Raw genomic sequence first — 21,398 nt, 5'->3', positions numbered from 1 at the left:
CGAAGTGTGCGAACCGCTCTACAATCAGTGGCGGCGGAGTCATGAAGCGGCTTCCAGTCCACATCGGATCTGGGAGGTTGAGATGTCCTCTTTCAAACAGCCCGCGCTCAGTGTTGTGGACGGTGCCGGGGGCGATGTCGCGACACGGCCACCGAGCTTCTCGGCGGGCGACCTGGCACATGCTCTGGGCCTTGGCACCAACCTGCTGGTCGGTCGCTTCCGCGTCGACCTGTCGACAGGCAGCTGGTGGTGGTCGGACGAGATCTACACCATGCACGGTTGGAAGCGGCACGAGGTGGAACCAGGCCTCGAGGCGCTCAGCTCCCGCAAGCATCCGGACGACCGGAGCCGGGTGGTCCGCGCCGCCGCCGAGGCGCTCCGCCTCGGCAGGCCGTTCGCCTGCTCGCACCGGATCGTGGACCGGAAGGGCCGTACACGGTCGGTGGTCGTCATCGGTCAGGGCTCGCGGGGTGGCCCGAGCCACCCGCCGGAGCTGGTCGGATACGTCGTGGATGCCACGCCGGTCCAGAAGGAGGCCCTGGCCCGGCGGTCGTCCGCCGTGGTGACCCGTGCCTTCGTGAGCCAGGCCGTGATCGAGCAGGCCAAGGGCGTCATCATGGCGGTCAGCAGGGTGTCCGCCGAGACGGCCGATCAGCTGCTGCTCGAGGCCGCCGGCCGGGCGGGTATCCCGCTGCGCCTGGCGGCAGACCAGGTGATGACCGGGCTGCGGGCCGAGGGCGAGGCGGGCGGCATCACGCAGGTGGCGCTGACCCGCGCGCTCGACGGTGTCGAGCCCGTGGGCAGACCGCGCGGGCACGACCCGCTGCTCACCCGGCGGCCACGCAAGGTGGCGCACTGAGCCGGGCTCCGGGGCTGGACCGGTCAGCGGGCCGAGCGACGGGCGGCGATCCGCAGGGCCGCCTTTGACGCGCCCTTCGTCGCCAGGCGCTTCGCGAACACCGCCGTCCCCGCCGCGACCGCCGCGAACACGGTGGCCTGCACCAGGTCCAGCTCTGGGTCGTCCGGCTTGTTGGGTGCGTCGTTGCCGGTCACACCCTTCCAGATCATGCTGACCGCCTTTTGCGCGACCCAGCCGGCCGCGAGCGTCAGGGCGAGAGTGCCGAGCTTCTCGGCGAGTGTCTGTTGCGTCTCAATATCGACCACCTCTACACCGTAGCCTCCGACGGGCCGGTAGGCTGGCTGGACACGACAGGGGAGCGCCCCCAGGGCGCTGAGAGTGCGGACAACCGCAGACCCTTGAACCTGATCCGGGTAACACCGGCGGAGGAAGTCGAGGCATGATGTTGCGTCTTTCCGGTGCCCACGGTGGCACCATCCGTGCTGGAGCGATCGCCGGAGCGGCCTCCATGGCGCTGCTGGTCGCCGGTTGTGCCGACGGCTCCGGGTCCGGCGACGGGACCGGCGCGGGCGACCCGTCGGCGTCTGGCACCGTGACCCTCGTGACCCACGACTCGTGGGCCCTCGACGAGAAGCTGGTCGACCGGTTCGAGCAGGAGTCCGGCCTGACCCTCGAGGTCAGCGCGGCCGGCGACGCCGGAACGCTGGTGAACCAGCTGGTGCTCACCAAGGACGCGCCGCTCGGCGACGCCGTGTTCGGCATCGACAACTCGTTCGCCTCCCGTGCTCTGGAGGAGGGCGTGGTCGAGGAGTACACGCCCGCGGGGCTGCCCGAAGGCGCGGAGCAGCTCGGCGGGGCGCTCACCCCGATCGACCAGGGCGACGTCTGCGTGAACGCGGACGAGGCGTGGTTCGAGAAGTCCGACCTCGAGGTACCGAAGACCCTGGACGACCTGGCCGACCCGAAGTATCGCGACCTGCTCGTGGTGACCAACCCCGCGACGTCGTCCCCCGGGCTCGCGTTCCTGCTGGCGACCATCGGGGCGTTCGGCGAGGACGGGTTCGAGGACTACTGGACGTCCCTCGTGGACAACGGTGTCAAGGTCGCCGACTCGTGGGAGGACGCCTACTACGTGGACTTCTCGGGTGCGGGCGAGGGCGGCGAACGTCCGCTCGCGCTGTCGTACGCGACGTCGCCGGCGTTCACGGTGAACGAGGACGGCTCGGGGTCGACCACCAGCGCCCTGCTGGAGACGTGCTTCCGGCAGGTCGAGTACGCGGGAGTGCTCGCGGGGTCCGACAACCCCGAGGGCGCGCAGGCGCTCGTCGACTTCCTGCTGACCGAGGACGTCCAGTCCGCGCTGCCCGAGTCGATGTACATGTACCCGGCCGACTCCTCGGTGCAGCTGCCCGCCGACTGGCAGAAGTTCGCGCCCCAGGCCGACGCGCCGTTCGAGGTGGAGCCCACCGAGGTGAGCGAGCACCGCGACGAGTGGATCGAGCGGTGGACCGCGACAGTGCTCGGCTGAGCCGGCGCGCGGCCGCGCCGCTGCTGTGGGCGGCGGCGGTCGCCGTTCCGCTCGGCTTCCTCGCGATCTTCTTCGCCTGGCCCGTCGCCGCGCTCGTGGTCCGCGGGTTCATGCCCGACGGCGTGGTCGACCTCACCGGCTTCACCGAGGTGCTCCTCCGTCCGCGCACCTGGCAGCTCGTCGGGATCACGCTGACCCAGGCCGTGCTCGGCACCGCCTTCTCGGTGCTGCTCGGCCTGCCGCTCGCCTACCTGCTGTACCGGCGGTCGTTCCCGGGGCGCAGCCTCGTGCGCGGGCTCGTGACCGTGCCGTTCGTGCTGCCCGCCGTCGTGGTCGGCGTCGCGTTCCGCACCCTGTTCGCGCCCGGCGGCACCCTCGGGTTCCTCGGGCTGGAGGAATCGCTGGCGGGGATCGTCGTCGCGCTCGTCTTCTTCAACGTGTCGGTGGTGGTGCGCACCGTTGGCGGGCTCTGGGAGCGCCTCGACCCCCGGACCGAGCAGGCGGCGGCCTCCCTCGGCGCTAGCCCCGCCCGCGTGTTCCGGACGGTGACCCTGCCGTCCCTCGCGCCGGCCGTCGCGTCGGCGGCCTCGGTGGTGTTCCTGTTCTGCGCCACGGCGTTCGGGGTGGTCCTGGTGCTCGGCGGGGTGCGGTACGGCACCATCGAGACCGAGATCTGGACGCGCACCACCCAGTTCCTGGACCTGCGGTCGGCCTCGGTGCTGTCGGTCATGCAGCTCGTGGTCATCTCGGGTGCCCTGGCCGTTTCGGCCCGGGCGCGCAGCCGCCGCGAGGCTGCGCTGCACCTCGTGTCGGCCCAGGGCTCGGCCCGGCGGCTGTCCTGGCGGTCGCCCCAGGACGTGACGGCGGCGCTGGTGGGTGCGGCGATCGTCGTCGGGCTCATGGTGCTGCCGCTGGCCGGGCTGGTGGCCCGCTCCTTCCGCGAGCCGGACGGGTCATGGGGCCTGGGGAACTACGTGGCCCTCGGGACCACGGGCGAGCGGAACGCGCTGGTGGTGACCGTGTGGGAGGCCACGGCGACCTCGCTGCGTGTCGCCCTGACCGCGACGGTGATCTCCCTGGTCGTCGGAGGGCTCGTGGCACTCGTGGTGTCCCGCCGACCGCGGTCGGCCGGCGCGCGCCGTGCCGTGGGCACGCTCGACGGGCTGTTCATGCTCCCGCTCGGCGTCTCCGCCGTGACCGTCGGCTTCGGTTTCCTCATCACCATGGACCAGCCGGTCTTCGGCGTCGACCTGCGGACCTCGGGGCTGCTCGTCCCCGTCGCACAGGCGGTCGTCGCCGTACCGCTCGTCGTGCGCACCGTGCTGCCGGTGCTCCGGGCGATCGACCCCCGGCTGCGCGAGGTCGCCGCGGTGCTCGGTTCCGGACCGGGCCGCGTGCTGCGGACCGTGGACCTGCCGATCGCCCTGCGGTCGATCGGCCTGGCCACCGGGTTCGCGTTCGCGGTGTCGCTCGGTGAGTTCGGCGCGACGTCGTTCCTCGCGCGGCCCGACGGCGCCACCCTGCCCGTCGTGATCTACCGCCTCATCGGGCGGCCCGGTGCGGAGAACTACGGGATGGCGCTCGCGGCATCGGTGGTGCTCGCGGTGCTGACCGCGACGGTGATGATGGTGGCGGAGCAGCTGCGCGACGAGCGCGCCGGAGGGGAGTTCTGATGGCAGGGCTGGAAGTTCGGGACGTCTCGGTCCGGTACGGGGCCTCGTCAGGCTCTGTCCGCGGTGGGGGATCGGCCGGGGTCACGACCGCGGTGGACCAGGTGTCGCTGACGGTCGCACCCGGCGAGGTGGTCGCGCTGCTCGGCCCCAGCGGGTGCGGCAAGTCGTCGCTGCTGCGCGCGGTGGCCGGGCTGGAGCCGCTGTCGGAGGGCCACGTCGTCTACGACGGTGAGGACCTCGCCGGGGTGCCGGTGCACAAGCGCCGGTTCGGGCTGATGTTCCAGGAGGGCCAGCTGTTCCCGCACCGGGACGTGGGACGGAACGTGGCCTACGGGCTGGAGATCCAGGAGCTGTCCCGGGCCGAACGGGAGGCCCGGGTGACCGCGCTGCTCGACCTGGTGGGCCTGGCGGGCTACGAGCGGCGGGCCGTTCCCACGCTGTCCGGTGGCGAGCAGCAGCGCGTGGCCCTCGCGCGAGCCCTGGCGCCGAGGCCGCGTCTGCTCCTGCTGGACGAGCCGCTGTCCGCGCTCGACCGCCAGCTGCGGGAACGGCTCGCGGGCGAGGTGCGTGTCGCGCTCGTCGAGACCGGGACGACGGCGGTGTTCGTCACGCACGACCATACCGAGGCGTCCGCCGTGGCGGACCGGGTCGGCGTGATGGACAGCGGGCGGCTGCTGCAGGTTGCTGCCCCGGGTGAGCTGCGGGCGGCACCGGCGTCGGACCGCGTGGCGGAGTTCCTGGGCCTGCGCGGCTGAGCCGTTCCGCAGGAGTCTCATGACCGAGAACTCGGCAACCAGCAGCTCGTGGCCCGCCTGGGCGGTGCCGCTCGGCTTTCGGGGCATTACGGCTGAACGTTCTCTAACCTCTCAGGTAAACCCGGGCACTCAGACCTGGGTCCCAGGGAGGACGCCTCGATGAGACTTCGTACGAGACTCAGCAGGACTGCGCCCGCGGTCGCCGCAGCGGTCACGCTCATGCTCGCCGGCGTGCCCGCCGCGGTCGCCGGCCCGGCCGGGGCCGTTGCCAGCGGCACGACGACGGCCGCAGGCGACCCCGTCACCCACGACGAGAACGAGCGCGTGCCCGAGGGTGCGGCGTGGACGCAGGCGTACTTCCCGTCGTCGGGCGGCGTGGAGCTGCACGCTGACATCCTGCGGCCCGCCCACCTCGGCCCGAACGTACGGACGCCGGTCATCCTCTCGATCGGGCCGTACTTCGCGCACGCCGGGCAGACCGGGCCGGAGCGCTGGGACGTGGTGGGTCCGTCCGCGAGGTTCCGCGACTTCGTCGACGGCGCCGACCTCATGGCGAACGAGTACACCTTTGTCATGGTGGACATCCGTGGCTACGGCGGCAGCACCGGCTGCCTCGACTGGGCGGGTCCGGGTGAGCAGGCCGACATCGCCGCGGCGATCGAGTGGTCCGCGAGCCGGCGGTGGTCCACCGGCGACGTCGGCATGTACGGCAAGTCGTACGACGCCCTCACCGGGCTGGCCGGCAACAACCTGGGCCTCGAGCCGCTCAAGGCGGTGGTAGCCCAGGAGCCGTTGTGGAACATGTACAACTACCTGTGGAGCAACAAGGTCGCCCGGCCGAACCTGACGGGCACACCCGAGGCGTACAACTCCATCGCCACCATGAAGCCCATGAAGGGCGACAGCAAGCGGTACGCGAAGAACGCCCGCTACGAGGTGCGGCACCCGGAGTGCCTGGCGAACAACCTGTCGGACCCCGACGAGCCAGACGTCGAGTCGGAGTACTGGGACGCCCGCAACCTGGCCGAGGACGCCGCAGGCACGGACACGCCGCTGTTCGTGACCCAGGGCTTCATCGAGCCCAACACCAAGCCCGAGGACATGGAGCTCTTCCTCGACAACCACACGGGCGTGGAGCGCGGCTGGCTCGGCCCGTGGGACCACGTGCGAGGCAACGACGTCTCCGACGGGCGCCTCGCCATGGGGCGCGAGGGCTTCTTCGACGAGGTGATGCGGTTCTACGACGAGTTCCTCAAGGGCGTCGAGCCGAGCGTCGACGACCCGGCGTACGCGATCCAGGACAGCACCGGCGCCTGGCGTGCGCAGGACACGTGGCCCGAGGCCGACGGCTCGACCCGCGTGCGGCTGCGCAAGGGCGCCTATGTGGACGACGGCGGGCCGCGGCAGCCGGGACCGAGAGCGAGCCGGGTCGACGGATGGGACATGGAGAACGCGCCGGCGCTCGCGCCCTCGATCGCTCCTTCGCTCGCGCCCAAGAGCGCCGCAGCGCGTGCCACCGAATCGTCCTACTGGACGTGGTCGGCACCTGTCGAGTCGGCGGTGCGGATCACGGGTACGCCGTCGATCGCGCTGAACGCGAGTGCGGTCGGGGACGTGATGGTGCGGCTGTGGGACGTCGCGCCCGACGGCAGGGCGACCATGTTCGACGACAACGCGGCGCTGATCGAGCGCCGGGGGCGGCTGTCGTTCGACCTGAGGTCGGCCGACTGGACGCTCGCGGAAGGGCACCAGCTCGGCGTGCAGATCGGGACGATCAACTACAACTCCTGGAACTGGGTGCCCGAGCCGTCCGGCAACACCGTGCGGGTGAGCAACGCGCGGCTCTCGCTCGACCTGCAGGACCCGGCCGGCGACGTCGCGACCCACGGGGAGGAGGCGTCCTACCTGGAGCGCTATGTCGCCGTGAACTCGACGACACTGACCGGCGTGGGGCGGGGCAGCTTCCATCTCGGCGTCTCGCACTCCTGAGCCGATCGGCACCTCAGCCTGACGCCGCCCGGGCCGGGCGCCACCTCTTCGTGGCGCTCGGCCTGTGCCGCACGTGCGCGCGAAGGACTGGCCCGGCGTCGGCCCCACCGCGGTACTGATGCTGGTCTCGGCCGCGGCTCTCGTGCTGCGCCTGCTCTCCCTCTGAGAGGGGACCGCTACCGTGCCTCCATGGCACTTCACGAGACGCCCGCCCGGTCCGACATCGATCTCCTGATCGCCGATCTCCGGACGCTGGTCGAGTGCGAGTCGCCGTCGTCGGACCCCGTTGCCCTTGCCCGGTCGGCCGACCTGGTGGCCACGCTGGGCGCAGCGCGCCTGGGCGCGGAGCCCGAGCGGCTCGGCATCCACCTGCGGTGGCGGCTGGGCGGACCGACGCGTGTGCTCGTGCTGGCGCACCACGACACGGTGTGGCCGCTCGGCACGCTCCGGACGCACCCGTTCGACATCGCGGCCGGCGTGCTCAGCGGCCCCGGCAGCTTCGACATGAAGACCGGCCTGGCCATGGCGCTGCACGCGCTGGGCTCCCTCGACGACCGGACCGGGGTCACCCTCCTGGTGACCGGCGACGAGGAGCTCGGCTCGCCGTCGTCCCAGACGCTCATCGAGGACGAGGCGCGCGGGGCCGACGCCGCGCTCGTGCTGGAGGCCTCGGCCGACGGCGGTGCGCTCAAGCTGGAGCGCAAGGGCACCTCCATCTACCGCGTGCTGGTGAAGGGCAGGGCCGCGCACGCGGGCCTCGAGCCCGAGAAGGGCGTGAACGCGTCGGTCGAGCTGGCGCACCAGGTGCTCGCCGTCGCCGCGCTGGGCGACCCGGCGCTCGGCACCACGGTGACGCCGACGGACGCCACGGCGGGCACCACGCGCAACACCGTCCCGGCCGAGGCGTCGTTCGCCGTCGACGTCCGGGCGCGGACGGACGCCGAGCAGCAGCGGGTCGACGCCGCCCTGCGGTCCCTCGCTCCCGTGCTGCCCGACGCGGCCGTCGAGATCGAGGGCGGGATCAACCGGCCGCCGCTGGAGGGCGCGCTGTCCGCCGACCTCTTCGACCGTGTCTCGCGGATCGCCGCCGCGGCCGGGCTGCCCCCGCTCACCGGCGTGGCGGTGGGCGGGGCGTCCGACGGCAACTTCACCGCGGGCGTCGGCACACCGACGCTGGACGGCCTCGGCGCCGTCGGCGGTGGTGCGCACGCCGACGACGAGCACGTCCTCGTCGACCGGATCGCCGACCGGACGGCGCTGCTGCGCGCGTTGATCGTGGACCTGACCCGAACCGTGTGACGCTCCGTCAGCGGCCCTGGGGGGCGAAGCCCGTGGCGCCCCACGGGCTGGCCGGCGGGTGCGGCTGGCGGGCCACGAACGTGGCCCGCGCCTGCTGCATGACCCACACCAGGTACTGCCGCTGCTGCTCCAGGCCGTGCGGGTCGAGGTCCCTCTGCGCACCGGCCCGCTGATGCAGCAGGGCGAGCTCGGTGGCTGCCTGCTGGTAGTCGGTCATGGCGCGCTCGGACTTCTTGCCGCCCACGGACCTGGCCCACTGGCGGGCCGCCCGGCGTCCGGGCAGGGTCGAGAGCATGCGCAGGTCGTCCGGCGTCACGATGCCGACCGGCCCGTACAGCGGCAGGTAGTGCCCGATGAGCTGGACGATCCGACGGCGGTCTCGCGCGAGGACCACGACGACCCCGATCAGCACGGCGAACCCCACGAGGTACGCCCCGGCGAGGCCGATCAGACCGAACTTCGTGGAGCCGTTCCACAGGCTGTGGAGAACTATCGCACCGAGCAGCCCGTACAGCGGCGCGGTCCGGCGGATCCGGCCGGGCCCCGACAGGGCCGCCATCGCGACACCGATGCCCGTCATCGCCGTGCACAGCGGGTGCAGCAGCGGCGAGACGATGGCCCGGAGCACGAACACGTAGCCGAGCTGGTCCACCTCGACGGCGTCGATGAAGTACTGGATGTTCTCCGTCGCGGCGAAGCCGAGGCCCACCATCGCGGCGTAGATGACACCGTCGGTCGGCCCGTTCAGCTCCTGCCGCCGCCACCACAGCATGCTGAACAGGACCGCGCCCTTCAGCAGCTCCTCGACCACTGGCGCGCCGAACGTCGCGACGACGTACCAGCCCTCCTGCTCGCCGGTGAGCTCGGTCTCGGTGAGCAGCGACAGCCCGAGCGTGTTCAGGATGCTCGCGAACAGCGCTGCGACGCCTGCACCCCACAGGAACGCGAAGATCAGGGCGTTCGGCGGCTCCGGCTCCAGCCGGTCCAGCGCGAGCACGAGCGGCAGCCAGACGGCGACCGGCAGGACGGCCAGCAGCAGCCCGACGACGAACGAGGCGCCACCCGTCACGGCGTCGAACGTGAGGATGACGAGCAGGCAGACGGAGGCGAAGACGATCCCGAGGATCACTCCGATCGAAGCCCGCCCGGGCGCGCGCCCCTGGAGGATCGCACTGGGATCGATGGCCATGTCAGGGACCCTACCGACTCGGCTGCCGAGGCGGTGGGCGACGGACCGGCCCCCCGCACGGTTACGCTGGCGTCCGTGCCCCAACGTGTCGCTCTCGAGCTCGCTGTCCAGGATCCGGCCGGGGCGGTGATCGCTGCCGACGTCGGTGCCCGGCGCGTCGAGCTCTGCTCCGCGCTCGGTGCCACCGGTGGCATCACCCCGAGCGCCGCGCTCGTCGAGGCGGTGGTCGAGGCCGCTGCGGTGGTGCCGTCGTCCGACGCCGCGCCGATCCTCGAGGTGCACGTGCTGGTGCGGCCCCGGCCTGGCGGGTTCGTGTACTCGCCCGCCGAGATCGACCTGATGCTCCGCGAGATCACCCTGGCGGGCGACGCGGGGGCCGACGGCGTGGTGCTGGGCGCCCTGACGCCGTCCGGCACGGTCGACGAGGCGCGGATGCGCGACCTGGTCGCGGCGGCCGACGACGCCGAGGTGACGTTCCACCGGGCGCTCGACGTGATCGCCGACCCGCTGGCCGCCCTCGACACGCTGGCCGAGCTCGGCGTCGCGCGGGTGCTCACCTCGGGCGGCGCGGCCCGCGCGGGCGCCGGGCTGGACCGGCTGGCCGCCCTGGTCGAGCGCAGCGCGGAGCTGGGCATCGAGATCATGGCGGGCGGCGGCGTGACGACGGCCGACATCCCGGCCCTGCTGGGCACCGGCGTGGACGCCGTGCACCTCTCGGCGAAGCGTTCGGTGGTCGACGCCGGTGGACCCGGCGGCGGGGGCGACGCCGGCTACGAGGTGACAGACCCAGAGCTCGCAAGGGCCGCCGCTGCCGCGCTCGGCCTGCCTGCCGCCACGTAGCTCGAGCGACCGGGCAGGTGTGAGACGCCTCGCACCTGCCCGGCCACCCGGTCGCTCGGGGTCACACCGCACTACGGTTGTCCTATGACCTCAGAGCCAGCCCGTCTGCCTGTCGATGCCACCACCACCACTGCCTGGGGCTCGCTCACCGAGCTCTCCAAGAACCTCCAGCCGGACCTGCGTGGCTGGTTCGCCACGGACCCGGCCCGGGCCGGCCGCCTGAGCCACCAGGCCGTGGACCTGCACGTGGACCTGTCGAAGAACCTGGTCACCGACGAGGTGCTCGCCTCGCTGCTGGCGCTCGCCGACGAGGTCAGGCTCGCCGAGCGCCGCGACGCGATGTTCGCGGGTGAGCACATCAACGTCACCGAGGACCGGGCGGTGCTGCACACCGCGCTGCGCCGCCCGTCCGACGAGCCGCTGACCGTCGACGGGCAGGACATCACGGCCGACGTGCAGGACGAGCTCGCCAAGGTGTACACGTTCGCGGAGAAGGTCCGCTCCGGGGAGTGGACCGGCGTGACCGGAGAGCCCGTCCGGACCATCGTGAACATCGGTATCGGCGGCTCCGACCTCGGCCCCGTCATGGCCTACGAGGCGCTCGAGCCGTTCGTGCAGGACGGACTGGAGGTGCGGTTCGTCTCGAACATCGACCCCACCGACGTCGCGCAGAAGACCGCGGACCTCGACCCGACCACCACCCTGTTCATCGTCGCGTCCAAGACGTTCGGCACGCTGGAGACCCTCACCAACGCGCGGCTCGCCCGCGACTGGATGTGGCGCTCGCTCGTCGCCGTCGGCGCCATCGAGGACTCCGAGGAGGGCCGCGCCGACGCCGTCGCGAAGCACTTCGTCGCCGTGTCCACCGCCCTGGACAAGGTGGAGGCGTTCGGGATCGACCCCGAGAACGCGTTCGGGTTCTGGGACTGGGTGGGCGGCCGCTACTCCGTCGACTCGGCGATCGGCACGTCGCTCGCCGTCGCGATCGGGCCGGACGCGTTCGCCGAGCTGCTGGCCGGCTTCCACGCGATGGACGAGCACTTCCGTACGACGCCGTTCGAGCAGAACGTGCCCGCGCTGATGGGGCTGCTCAACGTCTGGTACGTGAACTTCCGCGACGCGCACACGCACGCCGTCCTCCCGTACGCGCAGCAGCTGCACCGGTTCCCGGCCTACCTGCAGCAGCTCACCATGGAGTCCAACGGCAAGTCGGTGCGCTGGGACGGCACGCCCGTCACCTCCGACACCGGCGAGGTCTTCTGGGGCGAGCCGGGCACCAACGGGCAGCACGCGTTCTACCAGCTCATCCACCAGGGCACCCGGCTCGTCCCGGCCGACTTCATCGCGGTCGCGAACCCCGCGTACCCGCTGACCGACGCGGTCGGCGATGGCGGCGCCGTCGCAGCCGGTGCCGACGTGCACGGCCTGTTCCTCGCCAACTTCTTCGCGCAGACCAAGGCCCTCGCGTTCGGAAAGACGGCCGAAGAGGTGCGGGCCGAGGGCGTCGCCGAGGAGCTCGTCTCGGCGAAGGTGTTCAGCGGCAACCGGCCGACGACGTCGATCCTCGCTCCCGCGCTGACCCCGTCCGTGCTGGGCCAGCTGATCGCGCTGTACGAGCACGTCACGTTCGTGCAGGGTGTCGTGTGGGGCATCGACTCGTTCGACCAGTGGGGTGTGGAGCTGGGCAAGAAGCTCGCCCTGGAGATCGCCCCGGCCGTCGCGGGCGACGAGGACGCGCTGCGGACGCAGGACCCGTCGACGGCGGCCCTGATCGCGAAGTACCGCGAGCTCCGCGCCTGAGACGACCCTGTTTCCCTCCTTCGAGGCCTAAGCTTCTTCGCTTTGAGCCGCTTCAAAGCGAAGAAACTTAGGCCTCGAAGGGGAGCAGCGCCGGCCATCGCGATTCGCGCTCCGCGGCAGGGTTAGAGGATTCTCATGCGAATGGGCGGGCTTTGGTGGGTAGCGGCTGCGAGGATTGCCCGGTGAGCACGCACCTCGACCTGTTGACCGGTGACGCCGCCGCGGGGCTTCTCGACGCCGCCGTGGCGACGGCCGGCGGCGAGCTCGTGGACTGGCGGGTGCGTCAGGTGGACCATCGTCCGGGCTCGACCACCACCGTGGCGTACCGCGCGACGGTGCGCTGGGGCGGCGTGGAGCGCTCCGAGACGCTCGGCGCCAGCGTGGGCCGCGCCCGGGACGGCCGCAAGCCTGGCGTGGTCACGCTGTCCGACGGCGACGCGACGGTCGCGGTGTGGCGGTTCCCCGGCGACCCGGCGCTGCCGGCGCTGCCCCGCGCGTTCGACCCCGCCGCCGTGGAGGAGCTCCTGGCAGGCCTGGGAATCGGCCCGGCGGAGCGTGCGCACCCAGAGCTCAAGGTCAGGGCCTACCGGCCGACCCGGCGTGCGGTCATCGAGGCCAGGGCCGAGGCGGCCCGCGTGTTCCTCAAGGTCCTGCGCCCCCGCAAGGTGGCCGACCTGCACCGACGTCATGACCTCCTGTCGCGGGCCGGCCTGCCCGTCCCGCGTCCGCTCGGCTGGTCCGACGACGGCCTCCTCGTCCTGTCCCCGCTGCACGGCACCGAGATGCGTGCCGCCGTCCGGGACGCCGGACCCATCCCGTCGCCGCTCGACGTGCTGGACCTGCTCGACCGGCTGCCTGCCGAGGTGCGTGACCTGCCGCGACGCCCTGCGTGGAGCGAGTCGGCCGAGCACTACGCGGGCGTCATCGGCGCCGCGCTGCCCGCCGAGGCCGGTCGGGCGGCCGACCTGGCCGGCGCCGTCCGGACGCGCCTCGCGGAGCGCGGCACCGGCGCGGACCCCACGCACGGCGACCTGTACGAGGCGCAGATCATGCTGACCGACGGCCGGATCACCGGACTGCTCGACGTCGACTCCGCAGGCCCCGGCCACCGCGCCGACGACCTCGCGTGCCTCGTCGCGCACCTTGACGTGCTGTCCCTCGTGCACGGGTCGGAGTCCGCGCAGGCCAGGTACGCGGCCCGCATGCGAGGGCTCGCCGCGGACTACGCGGAAGGGTTCGTCGCCGCACCGGGCGGCAGGGGCGTCGACGAGAGGGACCTGGCCGCGCGCGTCGCCGGCGTGCTGCTCTCGCTGGCTACGGGTCCTCACCGCGTGCAGGAGCAGGGCTGGCAGGCCGCGACCTCACGCCGTCTGGACGTCGTGGCCGGCTGGCTCGACGGGTCGAGGCTCGTGCCGTCCGGCACCGGTCGCGCATGAGCCTGCGCCGGCCGTCGGTACGGGCCAAGGTGGTGACGGTGGTCGTGGCGGTGACCGCCATCGGCCTGCTCGCGACGGGCCTGCTCACCCACGCCATCCAGTCGCAGCAGATCATGGACGACATCTCCGAGGACTTCGACCAGGAGATCGGGGAGCTCCAGCAGCTCGCGAAGAACGGCGTCGACCCGGAGACGGGCGAGGAGTTCCGCGGCGCCGGCCGGCTCATGAGCGTCGCCATGGAGCGGAACGTACCGGGCGCCAACGAGATGTTCGTGAGCTACCTGGACGGCACGCACCAGCAGTCGAGCCCGCCGGCGATGGGCCGGTTCGTCGAGGAGAGCGCGGTGGTCCAGGCCGTCGTCGAGGGCCTCACGCCGCAGTCGGAACGGACCGTCCAGCGCGAGATCGACACGGAGATCGGCCGGGTGTGGTTCGTCGTCGTGCCGGTGACGGTGCCCGACCGGGACGAGGTGGGCGCCTACGTCATGGCGTCCGCCCTTGACCGGGCGCTCCGGGCGGAGACCGACGTCATGCGGACCTACGCGATCGTCTGCAGCGTCGCTCTGGTGCTGCTGGGGCTGTTCGCGTGGCTGGTCGTGAGCCGCCTGCTGCGCCCGCTGCGGCAGCTGAGCTCGACCGCCACCCGCGTGACCGAGACCGACCTCTCCCAGCGCGTCCCCGTGGCCACCGACGACGACCTCGGCGAGCTCGCCGGTGCGTTCAACACGATGCTCGACCGCCTGTCCATGGCCATCGAGACGCAGCGCCAGTTCCTGGACGATGCCGGGCACGAGCTCCGTACGCCACTGACCGTCCTGCGGGGCCACCTGGAGGTGCTGGACCCGGACGACCCGGCGGACGTGCGCGAGACCAGGGATCTCCTGCTCGACGAGACGTCCCGGATGGGCCAGATCGTCGAGGAGCTGGTCCTGCTCGCCAAGGCCGAGCGGGCCGACTTCGTGACACCGGCGCGGGTCGACCTGGGCCGGCTCACCGACGACGTGCACGACAAGGCTCGTGCGCTGGGCGCGCGCCGCTGGGTCGTGGACGCGCGGGCCGACGTCGAGGTGGTCGCCGATGCGCACCGGCTCACCCAGGCGGTGCTGCAGCTCGCGGACAACGCGGTGAAGTTCACGGGGCCCGACGACGAGGTGGGCATCGGCACGCAGGTGTTCGACGGGTCCGCCGGCCGCCAGGTGCGGCTCTGGGTACGCGACACCGGACCGGGTGTGCCGCCCGACGAGGCCGAGCGCATCTTCGACAGGTTCGCGCGGGGCAGCACGACGGGCGGGGCGCCGGGCTCGGGCCTTGGCCTCGCCATCGTGCGGGCCATCGCGCAGGGACACGGCGGGGACGTCGCGGTCGAGCGGTCCGACGGCGGTGGGGCACGCTTCGTGATGACCTGGCCGGCCGACGGCGCCGCGCCGTCGGGCACTCAGCCCACGGCCAGGAGTGCGGCGACGGAGGAGGCACGTTGAACCAGATCCTGATCGCGGAGGACGAGGAGCGTATCGCGCAGTTCGTGCGCAAGGGGCTCAAGGCGCACGGGTTCCAGCCCACGGTGGTGTCCGACGGCGCCTCGGCGCTGGCGCACGCCATGTCCGGCGGCTACGACCTGATGGTCCTCGACATCGGGCTGCCCGTGCTGGACGGGTTCACGGTGCTGCAGCGCCTGCGCGACGTCGGCTCCACGCTGCCGGTGGTGATCCTGACCGCACGCGACTCGCTGTCCGACCGGGTAGCCGGCCTGGAGGGCGGGGCCGACGACTACATGTCCAAGCCGTTCGGGTTCGACGAGCTGCTCGCCCGGATCCGGCTGCGGCTGCGGCGCGCCACGGGGGAGGCCGCGTCGTCGGAGCGGCTGGAGCACGGCGACGTCGGGCTGGACCTCCGCACACGCACCGCTACCGTGGCGGGGCGCGAGGTGGAGCTGTCGGCACGGGAGTTCGCGCTCGCCGAGGTGTTCCTCCAGCACCCGGGCCAGGTCATGTCACGGGAGCAGCTGCTGTCGCGCGTCTGGGGCTACGACTTCGACCCGGGCTCCAACGTGGTGGACGTGTACGTGCGCTACCTGCGCAAGAAGCTTGGGGTGGACCGGATCGAGACGGTGCGCGGGGCGGGTTACCGGTTCCGGGGCTGACGCGCTGACGCGCGGTCGCGTGCCTCGACGGCCCGCGCCTACATGAGAGGCATCTCATCCGCGTCTCCTCGTCACCTCATCCTGGGGACGCAGACTGATATCAGGAGGCACCCGAGAGGGGTGCCGCGAGACCCGGAGGTCACAGAGATGAACCCCTCGACCATGAAGAAGCGCTGGGCCATCGTCGGGGCAGCCGCAGTGATCGGTGTCGCTGGTGCGACCACCGCCGCGGCGCTCAACGACCCGGCCCCGCGAGCCGAGTCCTCCGCGGCCGTCGCCCTGGACGCCGCGACGCCGGCCGACGGCGGTGCGGGCGCCGCGACGGCCGACCCCTCGCCGGAGTCGGCGGACTCGCCGAACGAGTCGGCGCGTGACACCGCGGGATCCGCCCAGTCTGCGGACTCCCCGGGCGACGCGAACTACGACCCCTCGCCGGAGTCTGCGGACTCGCCCAACGAGTCGGCGACCGACACCGCGGGTTCCGCGCAGTCTGCGGACTCGCCGGACGACGCGAACTACACCGGCGACCAGGACGACGACACCCCGAACGACGCGGACGACGACCAGGATGACGACCAGGACGACGACCGCGGCGACGACTGACCCGTGCGGGAGACCCCCGCGCGACCGGTACGAGGCCAGGTGACCGGCAGCCCGACTGCCGACCACCTGGCCTTTTGCCGTGAAATGCGTACAAAGTCGTAACCCGTCCCGCCTACACTGCGCGCGTGACCCGTACCCACCAGCGACCGCGGATCGCGATCTGCGGCATGGCCATCGAGTCCAGCACGTTCTCCCCGCACCGCTCGGGCTGGGAGGCGTTCACTCTTCTGCGTGGCAACGAGCTGGTCCGGCGGTATCCGTTCCTCCGGGACGGCGCTCCGCTGCGCCGAGAGGCCGAATGGGTGGGAATCCTGCGGGCCGGTGCACTCCCCGGCGGTGCTGTCCCCGCCGACGTGTACGAGACGATTCGCGCCGAGATCGGCCTGGCCCTGGAGGCCCAGGGCCCGTTCGACGGCGTGCTGCTCGACATCCACGGCGCCATGGCGGTGCTCGGGTACACCGACGCGGAGGCGGACCTCATGCGGACGGTGCGCGCCGCCGTCGGGCCGGGCTGCCTGGTCTCCGCCTCCATGGACCTGCACGGCAACGTGTCGCGGGAACTCGCAGAGATCGTCGATCTCATCACCTGCCACCGCATGACCCCGCACGAGGACGACGACGAGGCGCGGGAGCGTGCGGCCACGAACCTGCTGCGCCGGATCGACGGTGCGGGCCGGCCGCGCAAGGCCTGGGTGCCGGTCCCGGTGCTGCTGCCGGGGGAGAAGACGAGTACGCGGCTCGAACCCGCGCAGGGCATCTACGAGGACGTCGCGCGGGTCGGCGCGCTGGACGGCGTGCTGGACGCCTCCGTCTGGGTCGGCTACGCCTGGGCGGACGAGCCGCGCTGCCGGGCCGCCGTCGTCGTGATGGGCGACGACGACGCGCTCATCTCCCGCGAGGCCGAGCGGCTGGCCCGCCGGTACTGGGACGCCCGTGACCAGTTCGGGCTCGTCACGCCGGCCGGCACCTACGAGGAGTGCCTGGCGGCGGTGCTGGCGAGCGACGCGCGGCCCTTCGTCCTGTCGGACTCGGGCGACAACCCCATGGCCGGCGGCGCCGGCGACGTCACCTGGACGCTCGCGCGGCTCCTGGCGGAGCCGGTCTTCACCGTGCCGGCCGAGGCCGGCGGTCGGAGCGCCATCTACGCCTCGCTGCCCGATCCCGAGGCGGCCCGCGCGGTCGCCGACGCCGGGGTGGGCGCCGTCGTCGAGGTGACGGCCGGCGCCAGGATCGACGACGGCCCGCGCGGGCCCCTGACGCTGCGGGGCGTGGTCGAGCACGTGCGCACCGACGACCCGCTGGCGGGGAACGTGTGCGTCGTGGCCGCCGGCGGGCTGAAGGTCGTCCTGACCGAGCGCCGCCGGCCCTATCACCTGGAGTCCGACTTCACGGCGATCGGCCTCGACCCGCGCGGCACCGACGTCGTGATCGTGAAGATCGGCACCCTCGAGACCGAGCTGTACGACATGGCGGAGGACTGGATGCTCATGCTCACCCCTGGCGGCGTCGACCAGGACCTGCTCCGCCTCCGGCACACCAACCTTGGCGGCCCGGTGCACCCGTTCGACGACGACGAGGCATTCGGCGATGGCCCAGACCTGACTCCTCGCCTCCTCTGACGAAGGAGGTCTACAGCGGACCCTGGAAGGTCGCGCAGCCGCCCGCCGGGGCGAAGCCGAGCGCGACATTGATCGCCAGCATGTGCGGGTTCTCCTCGTTGTTCCAGGTGTAGATCCGCTGGGATCCGGGCCGCAGCCGTGCGTGCTCGCGCAGGTTCACTGCCTTGACCAGCATCCCGAGCCGGTGCCCGCGGTGCGCCTTGAGCACCACCGTCGCCTGCTGGTCCGTGTGGTCAGGCTTCTGGTCGTTCCACAGCAGCATCGTCATCGCGACGAGCCTGCCCGTGGCCACGTGCTCGGCGGCCGTCACCACGTACTCGTCGCCCTTCGCGGCGATCGCCGCCTCCTCGCCACGGATGCGCTCGGCGTCCCAGACGTCCGACTCCATGTCGAGGCCGCCGCGGGGCTCGTCGTCGGCAAGTGCCTGCTCCAGCGCGGCATACTGCTCGATCCACTCCTCCGGCGTTGGTGCGGTCCAGGTGTGGACCCGGTACGCGTCACCTGCGGCGGCACGGGAATCGGCCTCGAACCGCTCCACCACCTCGGGCGCGACCGGCAGGTCGACGCGCGAGCGGCGCTCCACGATCTGCAGGTCCAGGCCCTGCTTCCGCGCCAGCTGAACTCCCGGCAGGTCCTCGGAGACGTGCCCGTTGCCCGACGCAGGGGCCAGCACCCCGCCGTCGGGCTGCTCGGCGCCGAAGTCGACCGGTGCCAGGACCGAGGTCCGCCCCTCCGCGTGGGCCGTTGCGCGCACCCACTGGGCCAGCGCCGTGCCGATGCCCTGCCGACGGTGCTCGGGATGCACGACGATCAGGCCGATCGCCAGCTCCCGGTTCGAGCGGACCTGGAGATTCAGGACGGCGTTCCCCACCACCTGCGGACCATCGGGCGTGTCCACGACGGCGAGCCGACGCAGCTTGCGCACGTAGTCCTGGTTGTTCAGCGCGACCATGATCCCGACCGGGGTCGGTGCGGCGTCCGCGTTGCCGAGATCGGCCAGCTCCGCCGCGGCGTGCAGCTGCGCCATCCCCCGATACAGCCACGCTTCGGGGTCGTCGAGGGAGGAGATGCGGGGCACATCCATCAGCCGCCACGTCGACGTCGTCGGGGCAGGCACTGCGGAGGGTGGAGTCATGAGCCCAGGGTGCTCTCCGGGGTTCTCGGGACGCACGGCTTTTTCGCGCGGCCGTCCGATCGCGGTCACCCGGCCGCGGTCACCCGGCCGCGGTCACCGATAACGTGACCGCATGACGAAGAGGCCGCAGCCCAGCACCCCGGCGGCACCCGCGGTGATCGTCCGGACGCTCACCCTCGAACAGAAGGCGCGGCTCCTGTCCGGCGCCTCCTTCTGGACCACGGCCGAGGTCCCGGGAGTCCCCTCGGCGTTCCTCGCGGACGGCCCCCACGGCGTCCGTCGGCTCGCCCCCGACGTCGGTGACATCGAGGGCGCCGTCCCCGCCACCTGCTTCCCGCCGGCGGTCGCGCTCGGCAGCACGTTCGACGTCGGCCTGGTCCGGCGCGTGGGCGAGGCGGTGGCCGTGGAGGCGAAGCAGCGCGGCGTCGACGTCGTGCTCGGTCCCGGCATCAACATCAAGCGCAGCCCGCTGTGCGGGCGCAACTTCGAGTACGTCGCAGAGGACCCGCTGCTCGCCGGCGAGATCGGCGCGGCGCTCGTCACCGGCATCCAGCTGGGCGGCGTCGCCACGAGCCTCAAGCACTTCGCCGCGAACAACCAGGAGACCGAGCGCATGCGCGTCTCCGCCGACATCGACGAGCGCACCCTCCGCGAGATCTACCTGCGCGGCTTCCAGCGTGTGGTCACCACCGCACGGCCTGCCACGCTCATGTCGTCGTACAACCGCGTCAACGGCACCCACACCGGCGAGGACCGCCGCATCACCACCGACATCCTGCGTGGTGAGTGGGGCTTCGAAGGCCTCGTCATGTCCGACTGGGGGGCGGTCAACGACCGGATCGCCGGCATCCGTGCGGGCCTGGACCTGGAGATGCCCGCCGCAGGGGAGGCCCGCGTCAAGGAGATCGTCCGGGCCGTGAGGTCGGGCGCCCTCGACCTGGCCGACGTCGACCGTTCGGCCACCCGGGTCGTCACCCTGGCGCTCGCGGCGCAGACGGCGCGTGGGGAGGGGGTGCCTGGTGAGGCGGTACCTGGTGAGGCGGCGCTGCTCGCCGAACGCGGCCACGACCCCGAGGCCTGGCACGACGCCGCGCACCACGCCCTGGCGCGCGAGGCGGCGAGCCGCGCGGTGGTGCTGCTCAAGAACGACGGCGGTCTGCTGCCGCTGACCCCGCGGACGCGCGTCGCGGTGGTCGGCGAGCTCGCCCGCACGCCGCGGTATCAGGGCTCGGGCTCGTCCCAGATCGTTCCGACCCAGCTCGACGACGCCCTCGCCGCGATCGAGGACTCGGCCACCGAGGTCGTCTTCGCGCCGGGCTACGCGCTGGACCCTGCCGGCGCGACCCGCCGCAGGCGTGCGGCCGGGCGGCTCCGGAGGCGGCCGGCCGACGCCGCCGAGGCGCTGGCCGCCGACGCGGTAGCCGCCGCTCGGGACGCGGCAGTGGTGGTCTTCTTCGCGGGGCTGCCGCAGTCGGCCGAGGCGGAGGGCCGCGACCGCCCGGACATCGAGCTACCGGCCGTCCAGCTCGACCTCCTGGACCGGGTGCTGGAGGTCAACCAGCGCGTGGTCGTGGTGCTGTCCAACGGTTCGGTGGTTCGTCTGTCCGGTTTCGCGGACCGGGTGCCCGCGATCGTGGAGGGCTGGCTGCTGGGGCAGGCGGGCGGCGGCGCACTGGCCGACGTGCTGTTCGGGCGCGTCAACCCGTCCGGCAGGCTCGCCGAGACCATCCCCCTCCGGATCGAGGACACCCCGGCCTGGACGAGCTTCCCCGGCACGGGCCTGCGCGTCACCTACGGCGAGGGCATCTACGTGGGCTACCGCTGGTACGACGCGCGCGACCTGGCCGTGCAGTATCCCTTCGGCCACGGCCTCTCGTACACGACGTTCGCGTACTCGGGGTTGAGGGTCGGGGCAGGGCAGGCCGACGGCGTAGGCCTCACCGCCCCCGTGACCGTCACCAACTCCGGCGGCGTCGCGGGGCGCGAGGTGGTGCAGTGCTATGTATCCCTGCCGGGTTCGGCGGTTCCGCGGGCACCGCGCGCCCTGGTGGGGTTCGCGGTGGTCGACCTCGCGCCGGGTGAGTCCCGGGAGGTGGAGCTGACGGTGGCCCGCGACGACCTCGCGTACTGGGACGTCCGCACCGACCGGTGGCGGGTCGAGGGCGGTACCTATCGCGTCGAGGTGGGTGCGTCGAGCCGCGATCTGCGGGCGTCCGCCGAGATCGAGGTACCGGCCGACGGCTTTGTCACCCCGCTCACCACCGAGTCCTCGCTGGGCGAGGCGATGGCGCACCCCGTCATCGGCCCGACGGTCACGGGGATGCTGAAGGGCGCCGGCCTGTCCGACGACGTCATGGTCATGACCAGGGCGATGCCCCTCGGCCGCCTCCCCTACCAGCCCGGCTCTGGCGTGACGCACAGGCAGGTACGGCAGCTGCTGGACGTCGCGAACGGCACCGGCGGCGTCGTCACCCGCGCGACCGGCAAGGTGCTGGGTCTGACCGGCCGCCTCCGCAAGAAGTAGCGCCCACAA

General features: G+C 72.5%; 17 protein-coding genes and 1 riboswitch. Of the genes, 14 read left to right on the top strand and 3 right to left on the bottom strand.

Annotated elements, in window-relative coordinates; all coding sequences use genetic code 11:
• The first annotated feature begins 82 nt into the window (after positions 1-82).
• Positions 83-859: a PAS and ANTAR domain-containing protein gene (locus APR04_RS13235; RefSeq protein ID WP_253870943.1), complete on the top strand. Its 777-nt coding sequence runs from the start codon at positions 83-85 to the stop codon at positions 857-859.
• Between the two features lie 23 nt (positions 860-882).
• Here the strand turns inward: APR04_RS13235 and APR04_RS13230 are convergent, their stop codons facing one another.
• A complete protein-coding gene (locus tag APR04_RS13230; RefSeq protein ID WP_253870941.1) occupies positions 883-1,164 on the bottom strand; it encodes a DUF4235 domain-containing protein in 282 nt (93 codons plus the stop codon).
• A gap of 37 nt (positions 1,165-1,201) precedes the next feature.
• Positions 1,202-1,307, top strand: a riboswitch (TPP riboswitch).
• Between APR04_RS13230 and APR04_RS13225 the strand changes: the two genes are divergently transcribed.
• The 5 genes from APR04_RS13225 (at position 1,302) to APR04_RS13205 (ending at position 8,103) form a co-directional block, all read left to right on the top strand.
• Positions 1,302-2,387 carry a thiamine ABC transporter substrate-binding protein gene (locus APR04_RS13225; RefSeq protein WP_253870996.1) on the top strand — a complete coding sequence of 362 codons (1,086 nt, stop codon included), beginning with the start codon at positions 1,302-1,304 and terminating at the stop codon, positions 2,385-2,387. It overlaps the preceding riboswitch by 6 nt.
• Positions 2,363-4,060, top strand: coding sequence for an ABC transporter permease (locus APR04_RS13220; RefSeq protein ID WP_253870940.1), 1,698 nt, complete (start codon positions 2,363-2,365; stop codon positions 4,058-4,060). Before APR04_RS13225 ends, APR04_RS13220 begins: the two co-directional genes overlap by 25 nt.
• Positions 4,060-4,815, top strand: a complete 756-nt coding sequence (locus tag APR04_RS13215) for an ABC transporter ATP-binding protein (RefSeq protein WP_308292347.1) — start codon at positions 4,060-4,062, stop codon at positions 4,813-4,815. The genes APR04_RS13220 and APR04_RS13215 overlap by 1 nt, the downstream gene beginning before the upstream one ends.
• 159 nt (positions 4,816-4,974) lie before the next feature.
• Complete coding sequence (locus APR04_RS13210) at positions 4,975-6,804, top strand: CocE/NonD family hydrolase (RefSeq protein ID WP_253870938.1); 1,830 nt, start codon at positions 4,975-4,977, stop codon at positions 6,802-6,804.
• 189 nt (positions 6,805-6,993) lie between these two features.
• Positions 6,994-8,103, top strand: a complete 1,110-nt coding sequence (locus APR04_RS13205; RefSeq protein WP_253870937.1) for a M20 family metallopeptidase — start codon at positions 6,994-6,996, stop codon at positions 8,101-8,103.
• A gap of 7 nt (positions 8,104-8,110) precedes the next feature.
• Here APR04_RS13205 and APR04_RS13200 read toward each other — a convergent pair whose 3' ends face one another.
• A complete protein-coding gene (locus APR04_RS13200) occupies positions 8,111-9,292 on the bottom strand; it encodes a PrsW family intramembrane metalloprotease (protein WP_253870936.1) in 1,182 nt (393 codons plus the stop codon).
• Positions 9,293-9,367: 75 nt separating this feature from the next.
• On the opposite strand from APR04_RS13200, the gene APR04_RS13195 reads away from it, so the two are divergent.
• From APR04_RS13195 to APR04_RS13165, 7 genes are all read left to right on the top strand, one after another.
• Positions 9,368-10,132, top strand: coding sequence for a copper homeostasis protein CutC (locus APR04_RS13195; protein ID WP_253870935.1), 765 nt, complete (start codon positions 9,368-9,370; stop codon positions 10,130-10,132).
• A gap of 84 nt (positions 10,133-10,216) precedes the next feature.
• Positions 10,217-11,932, top strand: coding sequence for a glucose-6-phosphate isomerase (pgi, locus tag APR04_RS13190; RefSeq protein ID WP_253870934.1), 1,716 nt, complete (start codon positions 10,217-10,219; stop codon positions 11,930-11,932).
• Between the two features lie 182 nt (positions 11,933-12,114).
• Positions 12,115-13,368, top strand: a complete 1,254-nt coding sequence (locus APR04_RS13185) for a phosphotransferase (protein ID WP_253870933.1) — start codon at positions 12,115-12,117, stop codon at positions 13,366-13,368.
• The gene (locus APR04_RS13180; protein ID WP_253870932.1) at positions 13,365-14,846 is read left to right on the top strand and encodes a sensor histidine kinase; all 1,482 of its coding nucleotides are present in this window, start codon (positions 13,365-13,367) and stop codon (positions 14,844-14,846) included. Before APR04_RS13185 ends, APR04_RS13180 begins: the two co-directional genes overlap by 4 nt.
• Positions 14,843-15,508: a response regulator transcription factor gene (locus APR04_RS13175; protein ID WP_253870931.1), complete on the top strand. Its 666-nt coding sequence runs from the start codon at positions 14,843-14,845 to the stop codon at positions 15,506-15,508. The genes APR04_RS13180 and APR04_RS13175 overlap by 4 nt, the downstream gene beginning before the upstream one ends.
• Positions 15,509-15,655: 147 nt before the next feature.
• A complete protein-coding gene (locus APR04_RS13170; protein WP_253870930.1) occupies positions 15,656-16,111 on the top strand; it encodes a hypothetical protein in 456 nt (151 codons plus the stop codon).
• A gap of 125 nt (positions 16,112-16,236) precedes the next feature.
• Positions 16,237-17,730: a M81 family metallopeptidase gene (locus APR04_RS13165; protein ID WP_308292346.1), complete on the top strand. Its 1,494-nt coding sequence runs from the start codon at positions 16,237-16,239 to the stop codon at positions 17,728-17,730.
• A 10-nt stretch (positions 17,731-17,740) separates the two neighbouring features.
• On the opposite strand, the gene APR04_RS13160 is transcribed toward APR04_RS13165, so the two are convergent.
• Entirely contained in the window at positions 17,741-18,865 is a 1,125-nt protein-coding gene (locus APR04_RS13160; protein ID WP_253870928.1) for a GNAT family N-acetyltransferase, read from the bottom strand.
• Positions 18,866-18,977: 112 nt separating this feature from the next.
• Between APR04_RS13160 and APR04_RS13155 the strand changes: the two genes are divergently transcribed.
• Positions 18,978-21,389, top strand: a complete 2,412-nt coding sequence (locus tag APR04_RS13155) for a glycoside hydrolase family 3 C-terminal domain-containing protein (RefSeq protein WP_253870926.1) — start codon at positions 18,978-18,980, stop codon at positions 21,387-21,389.
• Positions 21,390-21,398 lie beyond the last annotated feature (9 nt).

It is taken from the genome of Promicromonospora umidemergens (assembly GCF_024171995.1).
GTDB classification, from domain to species: domain Bacteria; phylum Actinomycetota; class Actinomycetes; order Actinomycetales; family Cellulomonadaceae; genus Promicromonospora; species Promicromonospora umidemergens.
The sequence above is the reverse complement of the archived record's forward strand: the minus strand, read 5'-3'. Positions and strand labels throughout refer to the sequence as shown.

Excerpts from the sequence above, each read along its gene's own strand:
- APR04_RS13235 (WP_253870943.1), top strand. The coding sequence starts at position 83 with ATGTCCTCTTTCAAACAGCCCGCGCTCAGTGTTGTGGACGGTGCCGGG.
- APR04_RS13225 (WP_253870996.1), top strand. The coding sequence starts at position 1,302 with ATGTTGCGTCTTTCCGGTGCCCACGGTGGCACCATCCGTGCTGGAGCG.
- APR04_RS13215 (WP_308292347.1), top strand. The coding sequence starts at position 4,060 with ATGGCAGGGCTGGAAGTTCGGGACGTCTCGGTCCGGTACGGGGCCTCG.
- APR04_RS13210 (WP_253870938.1), top strand. The coding sequence starts at position 4,975 with ATGAGACTTCGTACGAGACTCAGCAGGACTGCGCCCGCGGTCGCCGCA.
- APR04_RS13205 (WP_253870937.1), top strand. The coding sequence starts at position 6,994 with ATGGCACTTCACGAGACGCCCGCCCGGTCCGACATCGATCTCCTGATC.
- APR04_RS13200 (WP_253870936.1), bottom strand. The coding sequence starts at position 9,292 with ATGGCCATCGATCCCAGTGCGATCCTCCAGGGGCGCGCGCCCGGGCGG.
- pgi (WP_253870934.1), top strand. The coding sequence starts at position 10,217 with ATGACCTCAGAGCCAGCCCGTCTGCCTGTCGATGCCACCACCACCACT.
- APR04_RS13180 (WP_253870932.1), top strand. The coding sequence starts at position 13,365 with ATGAGCCTGCGCCGGCCGTCGGTACGGGCCAAGGTGGTGACGGTGGTC.
- APR04_RS13170 (WP_253870930.1), top strand. The coding sequence starts at position 15,656 with ATGAACCCCTCGACCATGAAGAAGCGCTGGGCCATCGTCGGGGCAGCC.
- APR04_RS13160 (WP_253870928.1), bottom strand. The coding sequence starts at position 18,865 with ATGACTCCACCCTCCGCAGTGCCTGCCCCGACGACGTCGACGTGGCGG.
- APR04_RS13155 (WP_253870926.1), top strand. The coding sequence starts at position 18,978 with ATGACGAAGAGGCCGCAGCCCAGCACCCCGGCGGCACCCGCGGTGATC.